Here is a 22,954-nt window from a genome sequence, read left to right as displayed (position 1 = left end):
TAAAATTATTATCTATTGCAAAAAAAGACCTGTTTATAGTCGTTATTAATCATAAAGATCTTTTAATACAGCTTGTTGCGACTTTAATGCTTGAGTTTGATAATTCTCAATAATTTTAATAATAGCATTAAGATCCGTGTTTGCGTCTTTATTGCTATAAAGTTGCGCCTGTAATTGGTTAATAAAACCATTTAGCTCACTACTATTTATGCGGCTACAAAGCTCATCAATAGCGCCCACATTTTTGTGGGTAACTTTTATAGCAAAGCTATTTAGTGCATTGTAAAAAGCTTTCACATCGTTCGTTTTAGCGAGCGCTTTAAGCTCATTTAAGTTTGGCTGAACAATACGCCCACTATTGATCTGTACTTTTTCAGTCGTATTTTTAGAAGAACGGGTAACTAGATAAAAAATTACAGTACCAATCCATAAAATATATCCTAAAACGGCAACTACAATTAACCAAAGAGAAGTACCTCTTTTAATTTCAATGCTTTGCGTGCCTAAATTTTCATTCGATATATTTTCAATAGGAGATGAATTATTTATATTTGGCTGCGGATTTGCCACCGCTGTATTAGGCGCAGTGCTACTAGGCGTTACCGTTATAGTGCGCTTTGGTAATGTAGCTACGCTAATACGGTTCATTTTAGTATTAAACCAAGGCAGCTGTATTTCAGGTAAAGTGTAAGTACCTGGTTTTTGCGGCAGTAATGCATACGATGCGGTTTGCTGCGATACAACGCGCCCGTCACGTACTGCATTGTTATTTTCTTTTTTATCAGGGTAGCTGCGTATGCCATCAATAGTAGGCATTGTAATTTCAGGCAGTTGCTCTTTGGTAACCCCAAGCGCGGTAAGTGTAATAGTACGTGTTATAGGCGTACCTACTTCTACGGTGTTATCGTTAGGTTGCCATTCTTCATCAAGACTAACCAGCTCGCTCGGTAACCATGCACCTTTATAATCACTTGGAATGGGTTTAATTTCTACTTGCTGATCGTCGCCAAGAGCAGATACCTCCAATTGGCGGTAATTTTGTTGTACTCGTCCTTGAAAAGCAGGGCCTGCAATAGTGTACGCACCACTTTTTTGTGGCTGAATTAAATATTCGCGAGTAATAACAAGATAGCGTTTACCATCAACAAGCTCATAACCTTCTGTTTGCTTACCCAATTGCGTAAGCTGAGCGTCTTCCATACTTGGTGTGCTTAAACTGCCATCAAGCAGTTCTTTTGCAAGATAAAGCTTAATAGTATAAACGCCGGCTTCTTGCACAAATAATGAATTACTCGATAGTGACGTTTTTAAAAATATTTCGTTATTTTTATCTGCATCAACAGAGCGTTTTGCTACTTTTAATTTAATAGGCTGTGAGGTTAACCCTGCAACGCTAAATGCCGGAATCGTGTATTCGCCCTCAGCACGGGTCATTAATTTAACCGACCACGTAGTTTGCTTATTAATGCTGCCATTAATAATGTTGGTACGAGAGCTTAAGCTTGTTGGGCCTACAACAAAGTCTTTTAACAGCGATGAGGTGTCTGGTTGCTCGCCTTTAACTGTATCGTCTACGGATATATTAAGCATAAAAAATTCACCCGCTAAAACAGGGTTTTTATCTACGCTGGCTTCTAATTTGGTGGCAGCCCACGAAGGCATCGCACTTAATAGCAATAAACAGCAAAATAATCGCATTACCATGATTTTTCGACTCCTGTAGGGCGACGTTTATATTGTCTTTTTTGGGCTTCTAATTGCATTTTATTCCGTAATAAAATAGCCGGGTCATCCGGAACTTTTCTAAGTAGTTGATTAAGTTGTTGAGCTTTTTCTTTCTCTTCATTAGTGAGCTCACTTGCTTGGGCTTGCATAGCTTGTTGCTGAGCATTTTGTTTTTGCTCATCACTAGCAGGTTGCTCGCTCATTGCTTGTGGCTTACTTTGTTGCTGCTCGTCTTTAGGTTGGTCAGCGTCTTTATTTTGCCCTTGCTCACTTTGTGGCTGAGCTTGCATATCAGGTTCATTTTGCTTGTCTGATTGCTCGCCAGGCTCACCTTGTTGATCTTTTGATTGTTCAGACTCTTTATCTGATTCTTTATCAGATTTTTCATCGCTGGGGCTTTGACTTTCGTTTTCGCCTTTTTCAGAATCGCTTTTATCACCATTTTGTTGCTGATCCTGTTTTGACTCATCAGAATTTTGCTCTTGGTTTTGCTCATCTTTTTTCTGACTATCATCTTGGTCTTGAGAGTCGTCGCCGTCGCTTTGCTGATCTTGCTGGTTTTGTTGCTCTTGTTGATTTAGTAATTGTTCAACTAAAGCTTGGTTGTCAGCTGCTTGCGTAAAGTCGTCTTGTAAGGTTTGGGCTTGTTTGTAGGCTTCAATTGCGTCCTCAAGCTTGCCAGCTTTGGCAAGGGCATTACCGTAGTTGTATAAACCGGTAGCCGACTTATCACTACTAAACTCATTAAGTGCAGCATCAAAACTACCTTGCTGGTAAAGCGCAGCGCCTTTTAACTCACTTGATTGAGCCTGTGTTGCAGCATCGTATTCTTTATTATTGTAAGCCTCTAATGCACGTTGATCTGCATTTTGCAAAAGAGTAGGGAGTTCTACGGCATACGCATTTTGCTGCGGTAAAAAGCTAAAGGCTAAAAAAGCCCCCAGCAAGGCAGCGCGTCTAAATAAATACAAGCCAAATGGCAATAACAGTAACAGTCCGTATATACCGGCATCTATTCGCCAAAGTGCATGGCTTTGTTTTTCGTCTTTTAACAATTCGCTTTGCGCGCTTGGAGCAAATGTATTTATGTCGTTATTACTAGGCTGATAGCTCGCAAATTTACCGCCGCTGCTTGATGCTAAATTTTTAAGCTGACTGGCATTAAGTGTAGGTACTACAATTTGGCCGTATCTGTCTTTCAAAAATCCACCTTCAGGTAATTTTATTGGTGCGCCTTGAGCTGTACCTACGCCATATATATTTAATCTATATTGGGTATTACTGGTAAAGCTACTCACGTCGCTTTGTTCTTGTTGGTCAATACCGTCGGTCACTAAAATAATGTCGCCATCAATATAACCCGCTTGTGTTAATAGCTCTTTGGCCATATCAAGACCCGCTAAAACGTTTGAGCCTTTATCTGGCATTATTTCAGGGCTTAAGCTTGGAATTAAATTACTGAGTGTTGTGGCATCGTTTGTTAGTGGTGAAATTACATAGGCCGTGCCTGCGTAAGCGACAAGCGCGGTATCACCTTCTTTAAATAGCTCAATCATATCAAGCGCTTTAAAGCGTGATTGCATTAAACGATTTGGCAAAATATCGGTGCTGTACATTGAGTACGACATATCCATAACAATTACGCGGGCACTTTTACTTTGAAATACGGGCACTTGTTTTTTCTCAAAACTAGGTCCTGCACTAAATAAAATGCCAAGGCTGCAAAACAAAGCAATAAGCCAAAGAGGTTGGCTGGCTTTAGTGTTTGATTCGCTCATTATAAATTGTGCTAAATGTGGTGCAATTAGCTGCTCACTGGTCGCTTTTTTATGCTTAATTAAGGCAATAAAAAATAATGCCACAGCAGGTATGAGTAACCATAAAAGAGCAGGGCGAATAAATTCAAAATCCATTAGTTTGGCTCCTTTAATGCACGCAGTGTACTAAGCATTACTTTTAAGCTAATAAGTAAAATAGCGATAAGTAATGGGTAGTAAAATAATGAGCTTTGTGGGCGAAATGTTTGTTCATCAGCGCTAATAGGTTCAAGCTTATCAAGCTCTGCGTAAATTTGTTGAAGGCCTGCTACATCTTTGGCTCTAAAGTATAATCCGCCAGTTTGCTCGGCAATCTTTTTAAGTAAGCTTTCATCTAAATTACTGCCGCTAGAGCCGCCCATATTAAAGAGGCTAAAACCACGTGGGTTATCTGAGCCAACACCAATGGTGTACACTTTAATACCTTCTTCGCGAGCTAGCAGTAGTGCATCTTCTGGGTTTAAATTACCAGCGGTATTTTGTCCGTCGGTTAATAGCACCACAATACGGTTACTTTCATCTTTATTGGCAAAGCGTTTTACCGAAAGACCCAATGCATCACCAATAGCTGTGGCGCGTCCCACTAGACCAATTTGGGCTTCGCTGAGCATTTTACTTACTGTTTTAACGTCGCGCGTTAGCGGGGTTTGTAAGAACGCGGTGTCGCCAAATAATATCAGCCCAAGCCTGTCGCCTTGACGCTGCTCTATAAAATCACTGAGTACGGCTTTTACCATGGTAAGGCGGTCAACATATTGGCCGTTGTAAGCCATGTCTTGTTCGGTCATTGAGCCTGATAAGTCAACAGCTAGCATTATATCGCGACCCTCATTTGGCAATGAGATTGGCTCATCTAGCCATGTTGGATTGGCAGCGGCAGTAACAAGTAATAACCAAATTATCCATTCGAAAGGATTTAAACGTTGTGCGTGTGGTTCAATACTTTGGCTGGTTAAATTGTGCTTTGCAAAACTGGGTATACGTAAACGCGTACTGGCATTACTTGCAGCAGGTTTTAATAGTAAAAGTAATAAAGGTAAGGGTAGTAATAAAAATAACCATGGCCAGCTAAATTCAAACATTTACTGACTCCTTTATTTTAAATTGTTTAATACCTTGGCGAAATTTTTCGCACAGGGTTGTATCTTTTTGGCTGGGGTTATACAAGCTTAGTATTTCTTGTTCTGTAAAGCTTAAGCCAGTAAGCGTATTAAGTGTTGTACACCATTTAGAGGTTGATTGCGCAGCAAGGCGCTTGTCGTAATATTCAATCACTAAACGTTTTAAAATAATATGCAGTTGCTGAGGGTTTTGCTCACTTTGGCTCAATTGTATTGCGTAGCGTTTAGGCTTTTTAAATTTATGTTTTTTATAAAATATATAAATAGCTGCGCACAGTGCTAAAAACAGCAGTGCAATAATAACCCACCAAGCAGGGGCAAGTGGCCACCAATTAACTTGGCTTGGCGCTATTATGTCGTGCAGGCCATCGAGTGGATTGGTTTGCATGGTTATTTTCTCACTAATTGCAGCTCAAGCGGTGTTGCTGCATTGAATGATATTAAGTTAAGACCCGATTTAGTTAGGCGATTAAAGCGCGTGCTAAATGCGTGTTCTGCATTTTTAGCAAAGCGTTCTCTAAAGCTGTTATCCATTAATGGTAGGGCAAAGTCTTGGCCATTTGCATTAACGGTAACGGCTTGCTTAAACGCAGGTAACTGATGCTCAAACGGATCGCTTATATGGCAACCAATAAGCTCGCAGTGGCGGCTTAATATTTCGAGTTGCTTAAAGCTGGCATCATCCAGAGCGTTAAAATCAGACACTAAATATACTAAGCTGCCAGGTTTTGCTAAATGATTAAGGCGCTTTAGATTATCACTAAAGTTGTTAGTGGCTGCTTTATCAATGTTGCTTAGCGCTTGCTGGTGGTTATCGCATAAATTATGACAAAGCTTAAGGACGGCTTTTTCGCGAGCACTGGGTTTTAGCTCCAAATGCGAGTGCTGATTAAACACAATACCGCCAATTCTATCGCCGCGCTGACACGCCGACCATGCAACAAGGGCGCTTATATGCGCTGCTTGAACCGACTTTAACAGTAACTTTGAGCCAAACAGCATCGAGTTTGAAAAATCAGTAAACACAAACACAGGGCGCTCTTTCTCTTCTTGAAAGAGCTTTGTGTGAGTTTCGCCGGTACGCGCAGTGACTCGCCAATCAATAGAGCGAATGTCGTCACCTTGCTGGTAATGTCGCACTTCGGCAAATTCCATTCCTCGGCCTTTGTGCGGTGCAAGGTATTGCCCTGTTAAGGTATTTTTTATTTTTACCTTAGGGGCAAGCTCAAGCAATTGCGCTTTGGCTTTGTAATACATCAGCTCTTTAAGTGCTAAATTAACACCGTTGCTATGACTCTCTTTGAGCCATGCTTGGGGATCTAATTGTTTTTGCATAACTTATGGTACGGCTACAAGTTCAACTATACGGCTTATTACTTGATCTTTAGTAATGCCATCGGCTTGGGCTTCGTAACTTAAAATAATGCGATGACGCAGTACGTTATGTACAACTGCTTGAATGTCATCAGGTGCTACAAAGTCACGGCCTTGAAGCCATGCATGAGCACGAGCACATTTATCAAGTGCTATTGTTGCACGCGGGCTTGCACCAAATTCAATCCAACTACCTAGTTGTGCATCTAATTTAGCGCCTTCACGGGTGGCAATAATAAGTTGTACTAGGTATTGCTCAAGCGGCTCTGCTAAATAAAGCCCTAGTATTTCTTTTCGGGCAGCAAATAAATCGCTTTGACTAATCTTTTGCAATACCGGCTGTTGTTCGTTAAGCGCTTCGCCGCGTGTTAAACGCAGTATATCAAGCTCATGCTCTGCGCCAGGGTAACCAATACTTAGGTGCAGTAAAAAACGATCCAGCTGGGCTTCTGGTAACGGGTAAGTCCCTTCTTGCTCTAGCGGGTTTTGTGTTGCCATAACTAAAAATAGTTCGCTAAGCGGATAAGTGTTTTTACCCACGGTCACTTGGCGCTCTGCCATGGCTTCTAATAGTGCTGATTGTACTTTGGCTGGTGCGCGGTTAATTTCATCGGCTAAAATTAGGTTGTGAAAAAGAGGGCCTTTTTCAAATACAAACTCGCTAGTTTGTTGGCGGTAAATATCGGTGCCTGTAACATCAGCCGGTAATAAGTCTGGCGTAAACTGTACGCGCTGAAACGAGCCTTCAATACCTTTTGCAAGTGCATTAACTGCACGTGTTTTTGCAAGCCCCGGAGGCCCTTCTACTAATAAATGACCATCAGCTAAAATTGCAATAAGTAGCGCTTGTGTAAGCTCTGGCTGGCCAATGATTTGTGTATCTAAGTACGTTTTTAATTGTGAAAATGCGTTAGCTGCCATAATAAGTGGACTGTCCTCGTCAGCTGGGTTTGTACCTAATAGTGTTAGGTGATAAATACAGACCTATTTATAAGGTTTATAATTGGGTAACTCAAGAGTTAGACTGTATTTTTTAAAATAGTTCGTTATTTTTTAACGATTTTTAGCGTACCACAAAACTTTGTAAATGCGTCTAAAAAAGCCTATTGTGATAGTCGTAATTAAACACTGTTTATATAAATTTGTGTTTTTCTATTGGCTTTAGCACACGGGTTGTTTAGAATCGAGGAAAACAAACAGGTCAGACCTGTCAGCGGGAGAGCATAAATGTCTGAGCAAAACATACTAAAAACACCAAAGGGCGACCGTATTGCCATAGTTAGCGGCTTACGTACACCTTTTGCAAAGCAAGCAACAGCGTTTCACCATGTACCTGCACTTGATATGGGTAAGTTGGTGGTTAACGAAATGCTTGAACGATTAAATTTCAATAAGTCAGAAATTGATCAACTTGTATTTGGTCAAGTAGTACAAATGCCAGAAGCGCCAAATATTGCACGTGAAATTGTATTGGGCACAGGTATGCCAGTATCGGTTGATGCATATTCTGTATCGCGCGCATGTGCTACCAGCTTTCAGGCAATTGCCAATGTAGCTGAGTCTATTATGGCAGGCTCTGTAAGTGTAGGTATTGCAGGCGGCGCAGATTCGTCATCAGTACTGCCAATTGGTGTTAGTAAAAAGCTAGCAGGCAGCTTAGTTGATTTAAATAAAGCGCGTACGCTTGGTCAACGCTTAAAAATATTTTCAAAACTGCGTTTAAAAGATTTATTACCAGTGCCTCCTGCAGTTGCAGAGTACTCAACAGGCCTTTCAATGGGGCAAACTGCTGAGCAAATGGCTAAAACACATAATATTAGCCGTGAAGATCAAGATGCATTAGCACATCGTTCTCACTCACTTGCAACGCAAGCATGGGCTGATGGAAAGTTAAAAGATGAAGTAATGACGGCGCATTTACCGCCATATAAAAGTTTTATTTCAGAAGATAACAACATTCGTAAAAACTCAACGGTTGAAGGCTACGCCAAGCTTAAACCGGTGTTTGACCGCCAGCACGGTACTGTTACCGCAGCAAATGCAACACCGTTAACAGATGGTGCAGCGGCCGTACTTATGATGAGCGAAAGCAAAGCAAAAGCACTTGGCTACGAAATATTAGGTTACGTACGTAGCTTTGCATTTTCGGCAATTGGTGTAGAAAAAGACATGCTAATGGGCCCAGCTCATTCAACGCCTATTGCACTAGATAGAGCGGGTATTACCCTTGCTGATTTAGACTTAATTGAAATGCACGAAGCGTTTGCATCGCAAACACTCGCCAATATGAAAATGTTTGCCTCAGACAAATTTGCACAAGAGCATTTAGGTCGCAGCAAAGCAATTGGCGAAATTAACATGGATAAGTTTAACGTTAACGGCGGCTCTTTAGCATATGGTCATCCATTTGCTGCAACAGGTGCTCGCTTAATTACGCAAAGCTTACACGAGCTTAAACGTCGTGGTGGCGGTTTAGCATTAACAACAGCGTGTGCTGCTGGTGGTTTAGGTGCAGCCTTTGTATTGGAGAGCGCGTAATGTCAGATTCAGTATTTAATTTAGCGGTAGACGAAAATAAAATTGCCGTAGTAACGATTGATGTGCCGGGTGAGAAAATGAATACCCTGCGCAGCAGTTTTGCCGATGATTTAAAAGCGTTACTAGAAGATGCTAAATCGCAAAACGTAAAAGGCATGGTATTTATAAGTGGTAAAAGCGATAACTTTATTGCTGGCGCCGACGTTAAAATGCTTGATAGCGTGCAAAAACGTGAAGATGCTTTAGCGATTAGTGAACTGTGTCATCAAGCGTTTTTTGATATGACAAAACTGCCATACACAACAGTAAGCGCTATTCATGGCGCTGCATTAGGTGGTGGTTTAGAGTTTGCGTTAGCGTGTGATTACCGTGTTGGTACCGACAGCGATTTAACAAAAATTGGCTTACCAGAAGTACAACTTGGTTTACTTCCTGGTGGCGGCGGCACGCAACGTTTAACTAAAATTGTTGGTATTCAAAAAGCACTAGAGTGGATGCTAACAGGTAAACAAATTCGCCCTAATCAAGCTAAAAAAGCAGGCGTGCTTGATGATTGCGTACCGCACAGTGTGCTGCTAAAAGTTGCAAAAGAATTTGCGACTAAGAAAAAGCCACAAGCAAAAGAGCCAAAGCTCGACAGTATTAGTAAATTATTAGAATCAAACCCTTTTGGTCGTAACTTTATCTTTAAAAAAGCAAAAGAAAACGTACTGAAAAAAACGGGCGGGCACTACCCAGCACCACTAGCTATTATTAAAGCAGTGCGAGCTAGTGTAGAGCTTGATGAGCTAAAAGCGTATAAAACAGAAGCTGAAAGCTTTGCAACACTTGTAATGAGTGATGAATCTAAAGCGCTTCGCGGTATTTTCTTTGCAACCACTGAAATGAAAAAAGAGTGGCGCAATGATGACGCGCCAGCAATTAGCAAAACCGCTGTTTTAGGTGGTGGGCTAATGGGCGCTGGTATTGCGCACGTAAGTGCTGTTAAAGCTAAAGTACCGGTACGTATTAAAGATGTAGCAGAGCAGGGCATTAGCAATGCAATGAGCTACACCTATAAAATTTTAGACAAGCGCCTTAAGCGTCGTATTATGTCTAAAGCTGATGTGCAGTTAACAATGAACCGTATTACAGGTACAACTGACTACAGTGGCTTTAAACACATTGATTTAGTAATAGAAGCGGTGTTTGAAGATCTTGCACTTAAGCAAGGTATGGTTGCAGACGTAGAGCAGCAATGCCAAGCAAATACAATTTTTGCAAGTAACACGTCGTCATTACCAATATCGCAAATTGCAGCGCAGGCAGCACGTCCTGAAAATGTAATTGGCTTGCATTACTTTTCACCAGTGGAAAAAATGCCATTAGTGGAAATTATTCCACACGAAGGTACATCTCAAGAAACAATTGCCCGCGTTGTTAACTTTGCACGTAAGCAAGGCAAAACGCCAATTGTTGTAAAAGACATGGCCGGTTTTTACGTAAACCGTATTTTAGCGCCTTATTTAAACGAGGCTGCTAATTTAATGTTAGCGGGTGAGCCAATCGAAAAGATTGATGCAGCGCTTGTTGAGTTTGGTTTTCCGGTAGGGCCGCTTGCTCTACTTGATGAAGTAGGTATTGATATTGGCTCTAAAATTGCTCCAATTCTTGAAAAAGAATTAGGTGATCGTTTTAAAGGCCCTGATGCATTTAGCCGTATGATTGATTCAAAACGCCTTGGCCGTAAATCGGGTCGTGGTTTTTATGAATACGATAAAAAAGGCAAAAAGGTTGATGAGTCAGTTTACGAACTCTTGGGTGTTACCCCGGCTCCACGTTTAAACAAAAGCGAAATTGCTAAGCGTTGTGTATCGCAAATGCTTAACGAAGCAGTACGTTGTTTAGATGATGGCATTATTGCCAGCCCACGTGATGGCGACATTGGTGCAATATTTGGTATTGGTTTTCCACCATTTTTAGGTGGCCCGTTCAGCTACATGGATAAATTAGGCGCAAGTAAAGTAAGCTCTGATATGTCTACATTAGCTAACAACAACGCTAACTTTGAGCCATGTGAATCACTGGTAACGATGGCAAGCTCTGGTGCTACTTTTTATAACGCAACACATGTTGAGATTGTAGCTCCTGAAGTACAAAGTACTGAACCACAAGAGCAAAGTGTAACTGAGCCTGAAGTTACTAAAGAGATTGAAACGAAAGAATAAAGTTTCTGCTATCTAAAAAAACCGCATTTAAATGCGGTTTTTTTATGATTTTTTATTATTTAAACGAGGAGCTTAATGATCTTATTTACACAAAGATTGAGCATGTACCAAATAGAAGAAGCTGATTGGCCTCTTTTTCTAGCGCTTCATCGCGATCCTCAAGTCCTTAAGTATTGTTTTGATATGCCAATGGAGTCACTTGTAAGAAATCGCTTTGAGATACGCTTGCCTAAGTGGAATGCTAAATCACGTCATCCACTGTGTTTACTCATTATTAATAATCAAACCAAACAACCTGTGGGTGTTACAGGCTTTGCCTATGACGGAGAAACCGCAGAGCTTGGTTATTTATTATTGCCAGAGTATTTTAATCAAGGCTACGCGACAGAGTCGCTAAGAGCTGTAATTGACTGGGCATGGAAAAAATGTGGAATAAGGCAATTTAAAGCAGTTGTAACTCGCGGTAATATTGGTTCTGAAAAGGTACTTAGTAAGTGCGGTTTAACCCATACTGATACACTTTTTAAAGTGCATACAATAGGCGAAAAGTTATATGACGATTTAATTTATACGCTTAAGGTGTAAGGTTTTAATGGGCTAGTAGCCTAGCCCAATAAATGCTTATAGATGAAGCGCAATTGCTTTGCGGTCTTTTTCTGGCATGTTTTCTACGACTAAATTAAATGAGTTATCAATCATTCTCTCAATTTCACCTTGTGGAATTGTGCCGTCTAAAATTACTGTGTTCCATAAGCGTTTATTCATATGGTAACCAGGGATCACTGCCGGGAAAATATCACGCAATGATATTGCTTCATCAGGATCGCACTTTAAGTTAAGCCACCAAATAACTTCTCCATCATCGTTTGTTTCGCCATCATTGCCAATAGCAAGAGTCGCAAACATTTTATGATTCACTTTATATACATCAACCTCTTGCGCAAATGGTTTTGTAACCTGAACAAGTGGTTTTTTAACTAAATACTCATGTACTTTTTTTTGGTCCATGATCCATTCCTTGAAGTCATACTCGGTAAAGCTACCATAGCAGTTTTTTTCACATTTGATTATATGTATTTTAGTATAAATTAAAATTTTACAAGCTAATACAACATGTAGCGTAAAACCAACGTAATTTTAGTTGAACAAAATCCAGTTCGTGGTATGTTTCTGGCAATCAAAAAAATAATAGGAATTCACACATGCCAAAGGCGAGTGATGTTAAAAAAGGTACTGCTATTGACTTTAATGGCCGCGTTTTAGTTGTAAAAGATATTGTGCGCTCTGTGCCACAAGGTCGTGCTGGTGGTAGTTTATACCGTATGCGTTTATACGATGTAGTAACAGGTAGTAAAGTAGACGAAACATTTAAAGACAGCGACATGCTAACGCTTGCCGATTTAACGCGCCGTGAAGTAATGCTCTCGTACATTGATGGCGATGAGTATGTGTTTATGGATAATGAAGATTACACGCCTTACAACTTGAATAAAGACGCGATTAGCGAAGAAATTCAGTTTGTTAATGAAGAAACGCAAGGTGTACACGTAATTGTTATTGATGGCGCGCCAGTAGGACTTGATTTACCGTCAAGTGTTGAACTTGTTGTGGAAGAAACAGACCCATCTATTAAAGGTGCTTCTGCAAGTGCGCGTTCAAAACCTGCACGTATGTCTACTGGTTTAAATATTTCTGTGCCAGAGCATATTTCAACAGGTGACCGTATCCGTATTAATACTGTTGAACACAAATTTATGGGCCGTGCTGAAAAGTAACGCGTAAATTATAATTTTAAAAGCCGAATCTGTGTTTAACAGGTTCGGCTTTTTTGTGCGCGGAGGATTTGTTGCTTTAAATTCAATCACGTTAGCGTTAAAATGAGCGCCGTATTTTTGAGCAACTTTAAGAGGTGACTTTGTTTATAGTTTTACTAAGCAGTGCTTTTATAGCTTTAATGTATTTAGAAGCTATTAAAAAAGGCATGCCAATTAAGCGATGGCTTATTTTAGGCGGTTTACTTGGGCCTGTGGCTTGGTGCTTGTTTAATCTACATTATCGTCGTGCCTTGGTTAGAAATGTAGGTATAAACGCATGTATATGGCGCCCCTAATTTATTGACGCCACTTTTTTATTTGCTCTAATTAAGCTTGGAGCTGCTTTAGTCTGTTGGCGTTTTAAAAATTCAGTAAACTCACTTTTTGAAAGTGGTTTAGAATAATAATAACCTTGTACTGTTTCGCAGTTTAGCTTTTTAAGTATATCAATTTGATGAGCCTGCTCAACGCCTTCTGCAACTACATGCAAATTAAGGTTATGTGCAATAGTAACTATTGAGTCGACCATGTTACGCCCACGTTCGTTGGTCATATCATCTATAAATGCTTTATCTACTTTTAGTGTATTAAGCGGAAATTGCTTTAAATACGCTAAGGAAGAATAACCCGTACCAAAATCATCCATTGCCAAATGAATACCTCGAGCACTTAACGAGCGCATAATGGCAATGGCTTCTTTAGGGTCGTCCATTACGGTACCTTCTGTTATTTCAAGTTCTAAAAAGTACGAAGGTAATTCGTTTTTTTGCAAAATAACGTCAATACGTGAGGTTAAATCGGGGAGGCTAAATTGCTTTGCTGATAAGTTGACAGCTACTCGGCCGCTAAATAAACCGCTATCTAGCCATTCTTTTACGTCTCGGCAGGCTTTGTTTAATACCACTTCACCAATTTCAATTATTTGGCCTGTTTCCTCGGCAATGGGTATAAATACACCAGGGCTAATAATACCTTTTTTAGGTGTAATAAAGCGAACTAATGCTTCCATGCCGGTTAGCTTGCCTGTGCGAATATTCATTTTTGGTTGGTAGTACACTTCAAAATGATCTTCTTTTAAGCCAAAGCGCATAAGGTTTTCTATTTGTAGTCGTTTTACTGCTTGGCGGTTCATTGTGTCGTTAAAAAATAAGTAGCTGTTACCTTTCTTTTTAGCATGATACATCGCGGTATCTGCATTTTTTAAGAGTAGTTCAGGCGTATTACCGTCTTCTGGGAACAATACAATGCCTACACTTGAGGTAATTGCCAGTTCGTGGCCAGCCATTTTAAATGGTGTAGCAATAGCTGCTAAAAACTGTTTTGCCATGCGTGTAATTACATGTATGTCGTTAGTGTCAGACATTACAAGGGCAAACTCATCGCCCCCTAAGCGATAAAATACATCATTTTCGCGGGTTAGTTTATTTAAGCGCATCGCTAATTTAGCTAATAAGCTGTCACCTAGTTGATGCCCTAACGAGTCATTTATTTTTTTAAAGTTATCTAAGTCGAACACAAGTAAGGCGTGGTGCGAGTTGAGTTTTACTAGTTTATGTAAATCGGTAAAAAATAAATTTCGGTTAGGAAGACTCGTTGTACGATCTCGGTTTGATAGATTATGCATTTGCGATTCGGCTTTTTTACGCTCTGTTAAATCGGAATAAACCACGACATAGTTGGTTATTTGATTTTGATCGTTTTTAATTTCATCTATCGAAATTTCTATAGGTAATAAAACGCGTTCACTATTACGAAGCTTCACTTCTTGTTGAATATGTTCGCGCTCTTTTACTATTTCAATAATTTTGTTTGTATAGCTTGGCTCATACCCTGATAGGTTGAAATCTTTCCCTAAGTATTGTTCGCGTACGCCACCAAATAAGGTTAAAAAGCTGGGATTTATATCAACCAGTTTAAAGTTTTTATCGTAAATTGCTAAGGCGTCGGTGAGCGACTCAACACACTTAGCAAAAAGGTTTAAGCGCTCCTCAGTCGATTTTAACTGTGATATATCGCGAACAGTACCTGTCATTCTAAGAGGTGATAAGTTAGCGTCTTTTTCAATTATTTTTCCGCGATCGAGCACCCAGTGCCAACGCCCAAATGTATCTTTGATTCGGTAGGTGGCTTCAAAAAAAGCAGACTGCTCTGCAAAATGCACTTTTAATAAGTGTTCAACGTTATTAATATCGTGAGGGTGAATCAGGCCTTTGTTTGGTGGGAACCCCATTAAGGTAGTCGAATCCATTAAGTACTTATCGTTAATACGAATAACTTCGCCTGTTTTTATGTTCCAATCCCATAGAGTATCGCCGCTACCTTCAACGGTGCTTTTTAAGCGTTTTTCAGAAAGACGGAGCTGGCGGCGCGAACGCCTAAGTTTGTGGATTACAAATAACAGGTAGGGCAAAGCAAGCGCTATAATGGCGCTTGCTAGTATGAGTATATTGTCGGAGTTGTAATTAAATGAAGACTCAAAGGCAAATAGCTCAAATGAGTAAGCAAGTACTACAAGCATGTTTAGCTTTATTATTATTTTTATCATTTTTTGATTACTTCTAATTTACAAATGATAATTTAAAACAAGCTAAACCTAGTGTCAAAGAGATTGAGAGTAAACGGGCATATTTTGAGATTTAGTGACTTTTGCCGAGCTTAAAAGCTCATATCTTGGTCTATTATCATCAAATAGGCTTAGTGCATAAATTTTAATTTCTTTTAGTGTTAGTGCGTTTAGGGCATCTAAAAGTCGTTGTTGCATATGAAATTCATGATCTCTGTTACCAATAGCAAGCCATAACCGTTGTGAGCGCAGGCGCAGATTTTTATCTTTTTCTGCAATATGAGTACTTAGGCCATGCTTTTGCTGTTGCCAATCGTTTTCATCAAGCGCATCAATGTTATCAAGATAATTTTTAATAAAGTGGTTGTGGCGGTGCAATAGTGTTTTTGCATCAAACTTAGGTGACTGCACGTAAAAGGCGATGCCAGCACGTGTATTAAAAGGCGCATAACCTGCGCCAACTAAATAACCTAGCTGTTGTGTAGTGCGTAATTCATTAAAATAATCTTGATTAATTAAATGATTAAGCGCCATCATTTTTACTTTTTCGGCCACGCAATCCGTTTGTGCTTGATAGTAAATAACCATTGCATGGTCGCTACAAGGAAGTTCTAACTCATAGCGAGTTACTTTTTTAATTTCAAAAAGAGGGCGTCTTAAGTCTTCAATTATAGCTGCGCTTTTTAAGTGATTTGCGACCTTTTTTTGAAAGGCTATTGCATCACTTTGCTGCCAATTACCATGCAAAAACGACTCAACGTGAAGGGCTTTAAAAAAGTCTTGTCTGAATTCATTAAATTGTTGAAAACAAGTGTTTTTTAACGCTGTTGCAAGTTCCCCAGGTTGTGGGTTCCAAGGCATTATTTTTGCGCCTAAAATGCTAAATAACTCACTGACTGGTTTGTTTTGGTTGCTATTGCGCCAATGCCTTACAAGTTGCTTTTTATACTCGGCAAAGCGCTTTGCACAAATTTCTACATTAAAGAGTGCATCAATTAATTGATCAACAAGTTCTAGCTGGCTAGACGAAAGCCCCGCGGTATGCAGTGTTAACCCACCTTGATGTGAGGTTAAGTGGTAGCTGAGCCCTGCAAGCTCCGCTGGATAAAATTGTTCGCCCACGCTATCCATAAATAAATCAGTAAATAAGCGGGTGAGTGCCATATGTTTTACGTCTTTTACGGCAAAATCAGAATCCATGGCTAAATAAAAATGACCTTTAGCTACGCGAAAAGTGTTGTCTTGTTTAAACCAAAAGTCAAAACCGGGCTCTTTTACTAATAACTCGGGTTTTGTTTGTGGTTTTATGACATCAAATAGCACCACTTCTTTTGTTAAATAAGGATTAGCGGTAGGCAGCAGCATTTCGCTTAGTGGCTTATTTATCTCGCTAAGAGCATCAAGCCAGCTAGGTGAAACATGCTCTACTTTATATGGCGTGTTGTACCAAGCCGTTTTATGTTCAGGCTCTACATCAGGGTGTATAAGTACGATACGCATATTATGGGGTGTTAACCATTGCATGGCCATTTCATGAGTCGCTTTTTTAAAGCCCTCCATTAAATAGTCGCCTTGCAGGTAGTTTACTTCGTCATAATGCTGCATATTAATGCTTAAGTTACTAACCCAATCAATTAAGCGTGACTTTTCTTGGTTATCAAATGCTATTTGTAGTAGATTTTTTTTATCTTGATATAGGCGCGGTAATTGCTCTGTGTTGGCATTAATTAAGCAAATGTATTCAAACACCATTTCAATAATATCTTCGAAGTATTCAATGCCTTCATCGGTAAGCGCTAAGCTAATATTAAAATCTTTAAAGTTGCTGCCATTAATACCACCACCAGCAGAAAGCGCGTTTATCCAGCCTTGTTCTTTTAAAATAGAATAAAGAGAGCCGGCGCCTTCATAGCCAAGTAAATGAGCTATAAAACTCACGGTTTTGTGACGATAGAAGTCATCAATATTAGGCATAGCAAAGCTAATAATAAGCTTTTGCATATGCTTATGCGGCTCAATATGGAGTATTTTCCCTATGTCTTGCTTGCGATAAAGTGGCTCACTGATCTCTGGCTTTTTAAGGTTTTTGTTGCCGTTAATTTCGCTAAAGTAAGTGTGCGTCCAACTTTGCAGAGTATCTAGCTCTTCATTAGCGCATATAACCAACGTCATCCACTGAGCTTGATAGTAGTTATTAAAAAAATCACGTAACTCGTCGCTAATACAGCGCTCTCTGTCAGCTAGAGTTTGTAGGTTACCCACAGAAAATTTAGCAAATGGATGAGCAGGGTTTACTGTTTCTTTATGGGCCTGATAAATACGGCGACCATCATCTTTTATTTTTAGTTTAAACTCGGCTTCAATTGCATTTCGTTCTTTTTCTGTTTCAGCTGAATTTAAAAGAGGCGCAATAAAAAAACGACTAAATTGCGTTAGCGCTTGTTCAAATTCTTGATTGTTAATATCAAAAAAGTAACAGGTATGCTCAGTGCCAGTCCATGCATTGGTGTTACCACCAGCTTGGGAAACAAAATTATTAAAACTGCCTGAATCTGGATATTGGTCTGTGCCTAAAAAAAGCATGTGCTCTAAAAAGTGTGCGAGGCCTTGCCTGTCAAGAGGGTCGTCAAAATGTCCGGCGTTAACTGCCATTGATGCCGCCGCTTTTGTAGAATCTTTATCTTGCACTAATAGTACTTTTAGACCATTGTCCAGTGTAAAGGCACGGTATGCTCTGTTATCATTGCGGCTGATATTCAAATGATGCTCCTGAAACTAAACGTTTACTTGTTAACAACAGATGATGGCTTCAGGAAAGCGAAATATAGCTTGAAAATTTACCTGAGTCTCATGAAAGAACTATTTTAGAAATAAATAGGTTTATGTTGTCAATATAGCTGACAAACGGGCAAACTGGCTACTGTTTTATATTCTTTAATTGGTTGATTTTTTATGAAAACAATCCTAATAATGCGCCACGGCGAAGCAACACCAATGCAGGCTGATGATGCAGGTAGAAATTTAACCCAAGCAGGGCATGATGAAGCTGAAAAAATGGGCCTTTGGCTCAATAAAACACATCACCCTGATGCACTGTTAGTTAGTCCTTACATTCGAGCGCAGCAAACGGCTGCAGGTGTTGCTAAAAATAACGAATTTAAATTTAGCGAAACCACATCCGATATAATCCCTGAGGGCAAACCTCAAATTGCCGCTGATTACATCGAAACACTTATAGCTACTCACCCCCAATGTAATACGTGGCTCATTGTAGCCCATATGCCTATTGTCAGTTATTTAGTGGATCAATTAAGCCCTGGCAATATGCCAATTTTTAATACGGGTGCCGTTGCTGTTATTAATTACGATGAGCAAACTCAGCGTAGTAGTTATTTAAGTATAAATGCCCCAGAAAACGTTTAAATATAAATAATTGAGTAAATTAAAATGACGATAGAACGCTTACAAACAGGTGCGCGCATGAGCCGCATAGTAAAACACAACGGTACAGTGTATTTATGTGGGCAAGTATGCGCCGACGCACAAAAAGATATCAAAGAACAAACTCAAACTATGCTCGATAAAGTAGAGGCGTTACTTGATGAAGCAGGCAGCTCAAAAGAACATATGCTTAGTGCGACTATTTACGTAAAAAGCATGGAATATTTTGCTGATATGAACGCAGTATGGGATGCGTGGGTAACCGAGGGTTGTGCACCAGCACGCGCTTGTGTAGAAGCTAAAATGGCACGTGATGCATTACTCGTCGAAATATCTGTTGTAGCGGCTTTAAAGTAATTTGATTAAACAACTATATAACTCATGGCAGTTTTGTTAGTTATATAGCTGTTTAAAGCAAAATAGCCAACCAAAAACTAAAACTCAACATGCACAATATAGTAGAAAGTACCACCGTTCCTGCAAGCGTTGCTTGATGCTGCTTTAACTCACTGGCAATTAAGTAAGCATTTACCCCTACAGGCGATGCACTCAATAGAACTAGCACATTTCTTATTTGCTCATCTAGCTCAAACACATAAGTTGCTGCAACAAATACCCCAGCCGGTAATATAATAATTTTTAATAATGAAGATATAAGCGCGGGCTGCCAGTTTGCCGCTATTTTATAAAATACTAAGTTTGCGCCAAGTACGAATAAAGCACACGCAATAGCGGGTTTGGCGAGTAAATCTATACTGCTTACTAAATTGTCATATAAGCTAAGCCCAGATACATTAATGATCAACCCGCAACCAATACTCAGTACGATAGGGTTTAGCACCATGCTCTTGCCAAAGTTGTACCATGAGAAGTTTTCAGCATTTCCTTTTGCCCCAATTAAAAAGGTGAGGGCAAATAGCAATGTGCTATGAAAGGTGATGATCATAAATGCAATAGCAATCATCTCTTTACCCAGTGACGCTATAACAATTGGGATACCTACCAACACCATATTTGAATAACTTCCAGCCAAACCAAATACGCTGTGTTGTTGATAATTTATGGCTTTATTATTAGAACATGGCTTATTTAAGTAAAAGCGGTCAATTAAAATGCCTAATCCAAACACACACAAAACCGGTATGTAAAAACTCATAAATGCAAAAAGGCTGATGCTTTGCTGCAGGTTTATTTGCGACATATTTAACACTAAAAAGGCCGGTAAACTCACATAAAAAGTAAATTTACTTAGACCCGCAATGTGTTGTTTGTTAAAAAATTTTAACTTACAACAGCTATAACCCAGTGCCACAATAAAAATGAGTGGAAAAATAATCGAAAAAATATACACGAAGTTACATCCTAGTAATAGCTAAAGTTAGCGTCTAAATTCATCACTTTGCGGTAAATTAATTAGTATGAGTACAGCGCCTCTGCCACCATATTCGAGGGGGGCTTGGTGCATTGCTATTACGTCTGGGTGCTGTACTAAGTACTGAGGCACTTTGTGCTTTAATACGCCGCCACCAATACCATGCACTACACATGCACAATAGTAATGCTGCTTTTTACATTCGTGAATCAGCCCAGCGAGTTCATCTTTAGCAAGCTCTTTATTTAAGCCATGTAAATCTAGCGTCAAGTCGGGTGCAAAGTCACCACGGCGAAGCTGTTTAGCTAAAAAGCTGTCTTGCCCTGGTTTTACATATTTAACCGTGCCGTGGGTGTCTATATCGGGAATATAAACGTCTGAGAAAAAAAATTCAGACTGAGCCTGCTTTTTTTGCTGGGCAAATTGCTTAGCTTGTGACACCTTAGGTTTTGTATCAAAACGATGAGTATCTTGTTTAAATACTTTAGCGCCTGTGATCGTTTGACGAAATAAGCTTATGTCGTCATTGCTTAGGGACGATTGTGATGGAGTGTCTTTTTTCATAACTATTACCTAAACAAAAAAACGTAAAAACGCAGCGCAAAAGGCGGTACAATACTTAAATGAGGGGCAATTGTAATTTGCCCAGCGCAGATAGGCAATGCAATCGTCTTAAAGACTCAAAACAGTCAGTAAGCTAATACAGGTAAAAATATATGAGCGATTTACAAATAGAAGAAGCAACACTCGAAGAAGCCGTTGCAGAACTGTCAACTTTACATGACTGGTTACGTTGGACTACAAGCCAATTTGCAAGTAGTAGTATATTTTTTGGACACGGTACAGATAACGCATGGGATGAAGCTGTAAGCTTATTATTGCCTGCGCTTAGCTTGCCTGTTGATGCGCCAAAAGAATTAATGCACGCGCGTTTAACAAGCACAGAAAAAAACCGACTTGCGGGTCTTATTGCAGAACGTATTAACGACTGCACACCAGTACCTTACTTAACTAACATTGCATGGTTTGCGGGTATGCCATTTTATGTGGATGAGCGTGTACTTATACCTCGCTCACCGTTTGCTGAGCTTATCAGTAATCGCTTTACGCCCTGGCTTGAAGAGCCACAATCGGTTAACCGCATATTAGATTTATGTACGGGGTCGGGCTGTATCGCAATTGCACTTGCACAAGCTTTTGAGCAAGCACAAGTTGATGCAGTAGATATATCGTATGAAGCGCTTGAAGTGACAGACATTAATATTAACGATTACATGTTAAGTGACCGTGTGCTGCCAATTCAGTCTGATGTATTTAGCGGTGTACCAGGTCAAAAATACGACCTAATAGTAGCAAACCCACCGTATGTTGATGCAGAAGATATGGCTGACCTGCCACGTGAGTTTCATCATGAGCCAGAGCTTGGGCTTGCATCAGGCCACGATGGTTTAGATGTAACCCGTACTATATTGAGTGAAGCGAGTGAACATCTAACTGATAACGGTTTGTTATTTGTAGAAGTTGGCAACTCTATGGTACATATGGATGCACTGTATCCGGGCGCGCCGTTTGAATGGGTTGAATTTGAACAAGGCGGTTTAGGTGTATTTGTAATTAGCAAAAAGCAGCTAGATGAGTATTTTGCAAAATAATACCAATTCCATTAAGTATGTGATCTAAATTTTACGCCGAAAAAATAATTCAGTTCTAGGCGTAAATTGATGTAAATGGTTGTTCCCTTTGCGAAATTTACAACAAAGAAATGGGTTGTTTTAGCAAGTAAAATAGATCAGCTATTTATTTGAATTGGTATAAGTAAAAAATGAATAGCCAAGCCCTGTGCTTGGCTATTGGTAGTCATTAGGAATGAGGAAAGTTAATGGCAGGTAATAGCATTGGACAGTTATTTAAAGTGTCCACCTTTGGTGAGAGCCACGGCGTTGCATTAGGCGGCGTTGTTGATGGTACTCCCGCAGGTCTTGAGATCACAGAGGCCGACTTACAAATTGATTTAGATCGCCGAAAACCAGGCCAAAGCCGTTATACAACGCAGCGCCGTGAAAGCGATCAAATAAAAATATTAGCAGGCGTTTTTGAAGGTAAAACCACAGGTACTAGCATTGGTTTATTAATTGAAAATACCGATCAACGCTCGCAAGATTACGGCAAAATTAAAGATGTATTTCGCCCAGGTCATGGCGATTACACGTATTGGCATAAGTACGGCTTGCGCGACTATCGCGGTGGTGGTCGTTCGTCTGCACGCGAAACCGCGATACGCGTAGCGGCAGGTGCTATTGCTAAAAAATACTTAAAGCAATTCCATGGTATTGAAGTTAAAGCATGCTTAAGTCAGCTAGGTCCTATTAAGGCAGAAACATTTGATTGGGACGAAGTTGAAAATAATTTATTCTTTTTCCCTGATGCAAGTAAGCTTGAAGCGCTTGACGAATATATGCGTGACCTTAAAAAGCAAGGCGACTCAGTCGGCGCTAAAGTAAAAGTAGTGGCAAGCAATGTACCGGTAGGCCTTGGTGAGCCAGTATTTGACCGTCTTGACGCCGAACTTGCACACTCATTAATGAGTATTAACGCAGTTAAAGGCGTGGAAATTGGTGATGGCTTTGATGTGGTTGAGCAAAAAGGCTCTGAGCATCGTGATGAACTAACCCCTGAAGGTTTTACATCAAACCATGCGGGTGGCGTACTTGCGGGTATTTCGACAGGGCAAGATATTATTGCTTCTATTGCGCTAAAACCAACGTCGAGCATTACCATCCCAGGTAACAGTATTAATACAAGCAACGAAGCGGTAGAGATGATTACCAAAGGTCGTCACGATCCGTGTGTGGGTATTCGCGCAATCCCGATTGCTGAGGCAATGATGGCTATTACATTAATGGACCATTTACTGCGTCAACGCGGACAAAATCCACATGTAAATCACGAACACGGACCAATTAACGGCTCAGTGTAAGTATT

The 22,954-nt window shown here is 40.0% G+C and carries 20 protein-coding genes; 9 read left to right on the top strand and 11 right to left on the bottom strand.

Going from position 1 to position 22,954, the window contains the following annotated elements; translation table 11 throughout:
• Nucleotides 1–45: 45 nt before the first annotated feature.
• From GQR55_RS01620 to GQR55_RS01595, 6 genes are read right to left on the bottom strand one after another with little or no spacing between them, the layout of a single operon-like run.
• A complete protein-coding gene (locus GQR55_RS01620; protein ID WP_166419196.1) occupies nucleotides 46–1,704 on the bottom strand; it encodes a BatD family protein in 1,659 nt (552 codons plus the stop codon).
• On the bottom strand, nucleotides 1,698–3,638 hold the full coding sequence (locus GQR55_RS01615; protein WP_166419195.1) for a VWA domain-containing protein: 1,941 nt from the start codon (nucleotides 3,636–3,638) through the stop codon (nucleotides 1,698–1,700). The genes GQR55_RS01620 and GQR55_RS01615 overlap by 7 nt, the downstream gene beginning before the upstream one ends.
• Nucleotides 3,638–4,624 (bottom strand): VWA domain-containing protein, encoded by a 987-nt coding sequence (locus tag GQR55_RS01610; RefSeq protein WP_166419194.1) that lies wholly within the window; start codon nucleotides 4,622–4,624, stop codon nucleotides 3,638–3,640. The genes GQR55_RS01615 and GQR55_RS01610 overlap by 1 nt, the downstream gene beginning before the upstream one ends.
• On the bottom strand, nucleotides 4,617–5,051 hold the full coding sequence (locus GQR55_RS01605) for a DUF4381 domain-containing protein (protein ID WP_004335624.1): 435 nt from the start codon (nucleotides 5,049–5,051) through the stop codon (nucleotides 4,617–4,619). Before GQR55_RS01605 ends, GQR55_RS01610 begins: the two co-directional genes overlap by 8 nt.
• A gap of 2 nt (nucleotides 5,052–5,053) precedes the next feature.
• The gene (locus GQR55_RS01600) at nucleotides 5,054–5,998 is read right to left on the bottom strand and encodes a DUF58 domain-containing protein (RefSeq protein WP_166419193.1); all 945 of its coding nucleotides are present in this window, start codon (nucleotides 5,996–5,998) and stop codon (nucleotides 5,054–5,056) included.
• A 3-nt stretch (nucleotides 5,999–6,001) separates the two neighbouring features.
• Nucleotides 6,002–6,958 carry a MoxR family ATPase gene (locus GQR55_RS01595; protein ID WP_024598407.1) on the bottom strand — a complete coding sequence of 319 codons (957 nt, stop codon included), beginning with the start codon at nucleotides 6,956–6,958 and terminating at the stop codon, nucleotides 6,002–6,004.
• A 306-nt stretch (nucleotides 6,959–7,264) separates the two neighbouring features.
• On the opposite strand from GQR55_RS01595, the gene fadI reads away from it, so the two are divergent.
• From fadI to GQR55_RS01580, 3 genes are all read left to right on the top strand, one after another.
• Nucleotides 7,265–8,575, top strand: coding sequence for an acetyl-CoA C-acyltransferase FadI (gene fadI / locus GQR55_RS01590; protein ID WP_004335629.1), 1,311 nt, complete (start codon nucleotides 7,265–7,267; stop codon nucleotides 8,573–8,575).
• Nucleotides 8,575–10,782 carry a fatty acid oxidation complex subunit alpha FadJ gene (fadJ, locus tag GQR55_RS01585; protein WP_166419192.1) on the top strand — a complete coding sequence of 736 codons (2,208 nt, stop codon included), beginning with the start codon at nucleotides 8,575–8,577 and terminating at the stop codon, nucleotides 10,780–10,782. The genes fadI and fadJ overlap by 1 nt, the downstream gene beginning before the upstream one ends.
• Nucleotides 10,783–10,857: 75 nt before the next feature.
• Complete coding sequence (locus GQR55_RS01580; RefSeq protein WP_166419191.1) at nucleotides 10,858–11,367, top strand: GNAT family N-acetyltransferase; 510 nt, start codon at nucleotides 10,858–10,860, stop codon at nucleotides 11,365–11,367.
• Nucleotides 11,368–11,403: 36 nt separating this feature from the next.
• Here the strand turns inward: GQR55_RS01580 and GQR55_RS01575 are convergent, their stop codons facing one another.
• Nucleotides 11,404–11,790, bottom strand: a complete 387-nt coding sequence (locus tag GQR55_RS01575; RefSeq protein ID WP_166419190.1) for an MmcQ/YjbR family DNA-binding protein — start codon at nucleotides 11,788–11,790, stop codon at nucleotides 11,404–11,406.
• A gap of 194 nt (nucleotides 11,791–11,984) precedes the next feature.
• Here GQR55_RS01575 and yeiP point away from each other — a divergent pair, with 194 nt between their 5' ends.
• Together yeiP and GQR55_RS20140 are read left to right on the top strand one after the other, a co-directional pair.
• Nucleotides 11,985–12,557 carry an elongation factor P-like protein YeiP gene (gene yeiP, locus GQR55_RS01570; RefSeq protein WP_166419189.1) on the top strand — a complete coding sequence of 191 codons (573 nt, stop codon included), beginning with the start codon at nucleotides 11,985–11,987 and terminating at the stop codon, nucleotides 12,555–12,557.
• A 140-nt stretch (nucleotides 12,558–12,697) separates the two neighbouring features.
• Nucleotides 12,698–12,892: a hypothetical protein gene (locus tag GQR55_RS20140; protein ID WP_007580601.1), complete on the top strand. Its 195-nt coding sequence runs from the start codon at nucleotides 12,698–12,700 to the stop codon at nucleotides 12,890–12,892.
• Here the strand turns inward: GQR55_RS20140 and GQR55_RS01565 are convergent.
• Nucleotides 12,889–15,141 (bottom strand): EAL domain-containing protein, encoded by a 2,253-nt coding sequence (locus GQR55_RS01565; protein ID WP_166419188.1) that lies wholly within the window; start codon nucleotides 15,139–15,141, stop codon nucleotides 12,889–12,891. The genes GQR55_RS20140 and GQR55_RS01565 overlap by 4 nt on opposite strands.
• Nucleotides 15,142–15,195: 54 nt before the next feature.
• The gene (locus GQR55_RS01560; RefSeq protein WP_166419187.1) at nucleotides 15,196–17,919 is read right to left on the bottom strand and encodes an insulinase family protein; all 2,724 of its coding nucleotides are present in this window, start codon (nucleotides 17,917–17,919) and stop codon (nucleotides 15,196–15,198) included.
• A gap of 192 nt (nucleotides 17,920–18,111) precedes the next feature.
• On the opposite strand from GQR55_RS01560, the gene sixA reads away from it, so the two are divergent.
• Together sixA and GQR55_RS01550 are read left to right on the top strand one after the other, a co-directional pair.
• Nucleotides 18,112–18,582, top strand: coding sequence for a phosphohistidine phosphatase SixA (sixA, locus tag GQR55_RS01555; protein WP_166419186.1), 471 nt, complete (start codon nucleotides 18,112–18,114; stop codon nucleotides 18,580–18,582).
• A gap of 24 nt (nucleotides 18,583–18,606) precedes the next feature.
• Nucleotides 18,607–18,957 carry a RidA family protein gene (locus tag GQR55_RS01550; RefSeq protein WP_166419185.1) on the top strand — a complete coding sequence of 117 codons (351 nt, stop codon included), beginning with the start codon at nucleotides 18,607–18,609 and terminating at the stop codon, nucleotides 18,955–18,957.
• 52 nt (nucleotides 18,958–19,009) lie between these two features.
• Here GQR55_RS01550 and GQR55_RS01545 read toward each other — a convergent pair whose 3' ends face one another.
• Together GQR55_RS01545 and smrB are read right to left on the bottom strand one after the other, a co-directional pair.
• The gene (locus GQR55_RS01545) at nucleotides 19,010–19,951 is read right to left on the bottom strand and encodes an AEC family transporter (protein WP_166419184.1); all 942 of its coding nucleotides are present in this window, start codon (nucleotides 19,949–19,951) and stop codon (nucleotides 19,010–19,012) included.
• A gap of 27 nt (nucleotides 19,952–19,978) precedes the next feature.
• Complete coding sequence (gene smrB / locus GQR55_RS01540; protein ID WP_166419183.1) at nucleotides 19,979–20,536, bottom strand: endonuclease SmrB; 558 nt, start codon at nucleotides 20,534–20,536, stop codon at nucleotides 19,979–19,981.
• 152 nt (nucleotides 20,537–20,688) lie between these two features.
• Here smrB and prmB point away from each other — a divergent pair, with 152 nt between their 5' ends.
• Together prmB and aroC are read left to right on the top strand one after the other, a co-directional pair.
• Nucleotides 20,689–21,624 carry a 50S ribosomal protein L3 N(5)-glutamine methyltransferase gene (gene prmB, locus GQR55_RS01535; protein WP_166419182.1) on the top strand — a complete coding sequence of 312 codons (936 nt, stop codon included), beginning with the start codon at nucleotides 20,689–20,691 and terminating at the stop codon, nucleotides 21,622–21,624.
• A gap of 227 nt (nucleotides 21,625–21,851) precedes the next feature.
• The gene (gene aroC / locus GQR55_RS01530) at nucleotides 21,852–22,949 is read left to right on the top strand and encodes a chorismate synthase (protein WP_008138551.1); all 1,098 of its coding nucleotides are present in this window, start codon (nucleotides 21,852–21,854) and stop codon (nucleotides 22,947–22,949) included.
• The last annotated feature ends 5 nt before the right edge of the window (nucleotides 22,950–22,954 follow it).

The organism is Pseudoalteromonas sp. Z1A8, from assembly GCF_011378855.1.
GTDB lineage: Bacteria > Pseudomonadota > Gammaproteobacteria > Enterobacterales > Alteromonadaceae > Pseudoalteromonas.
This window is presented reverse-complemented; position numbering and strand designations above follow the sequence as displayed.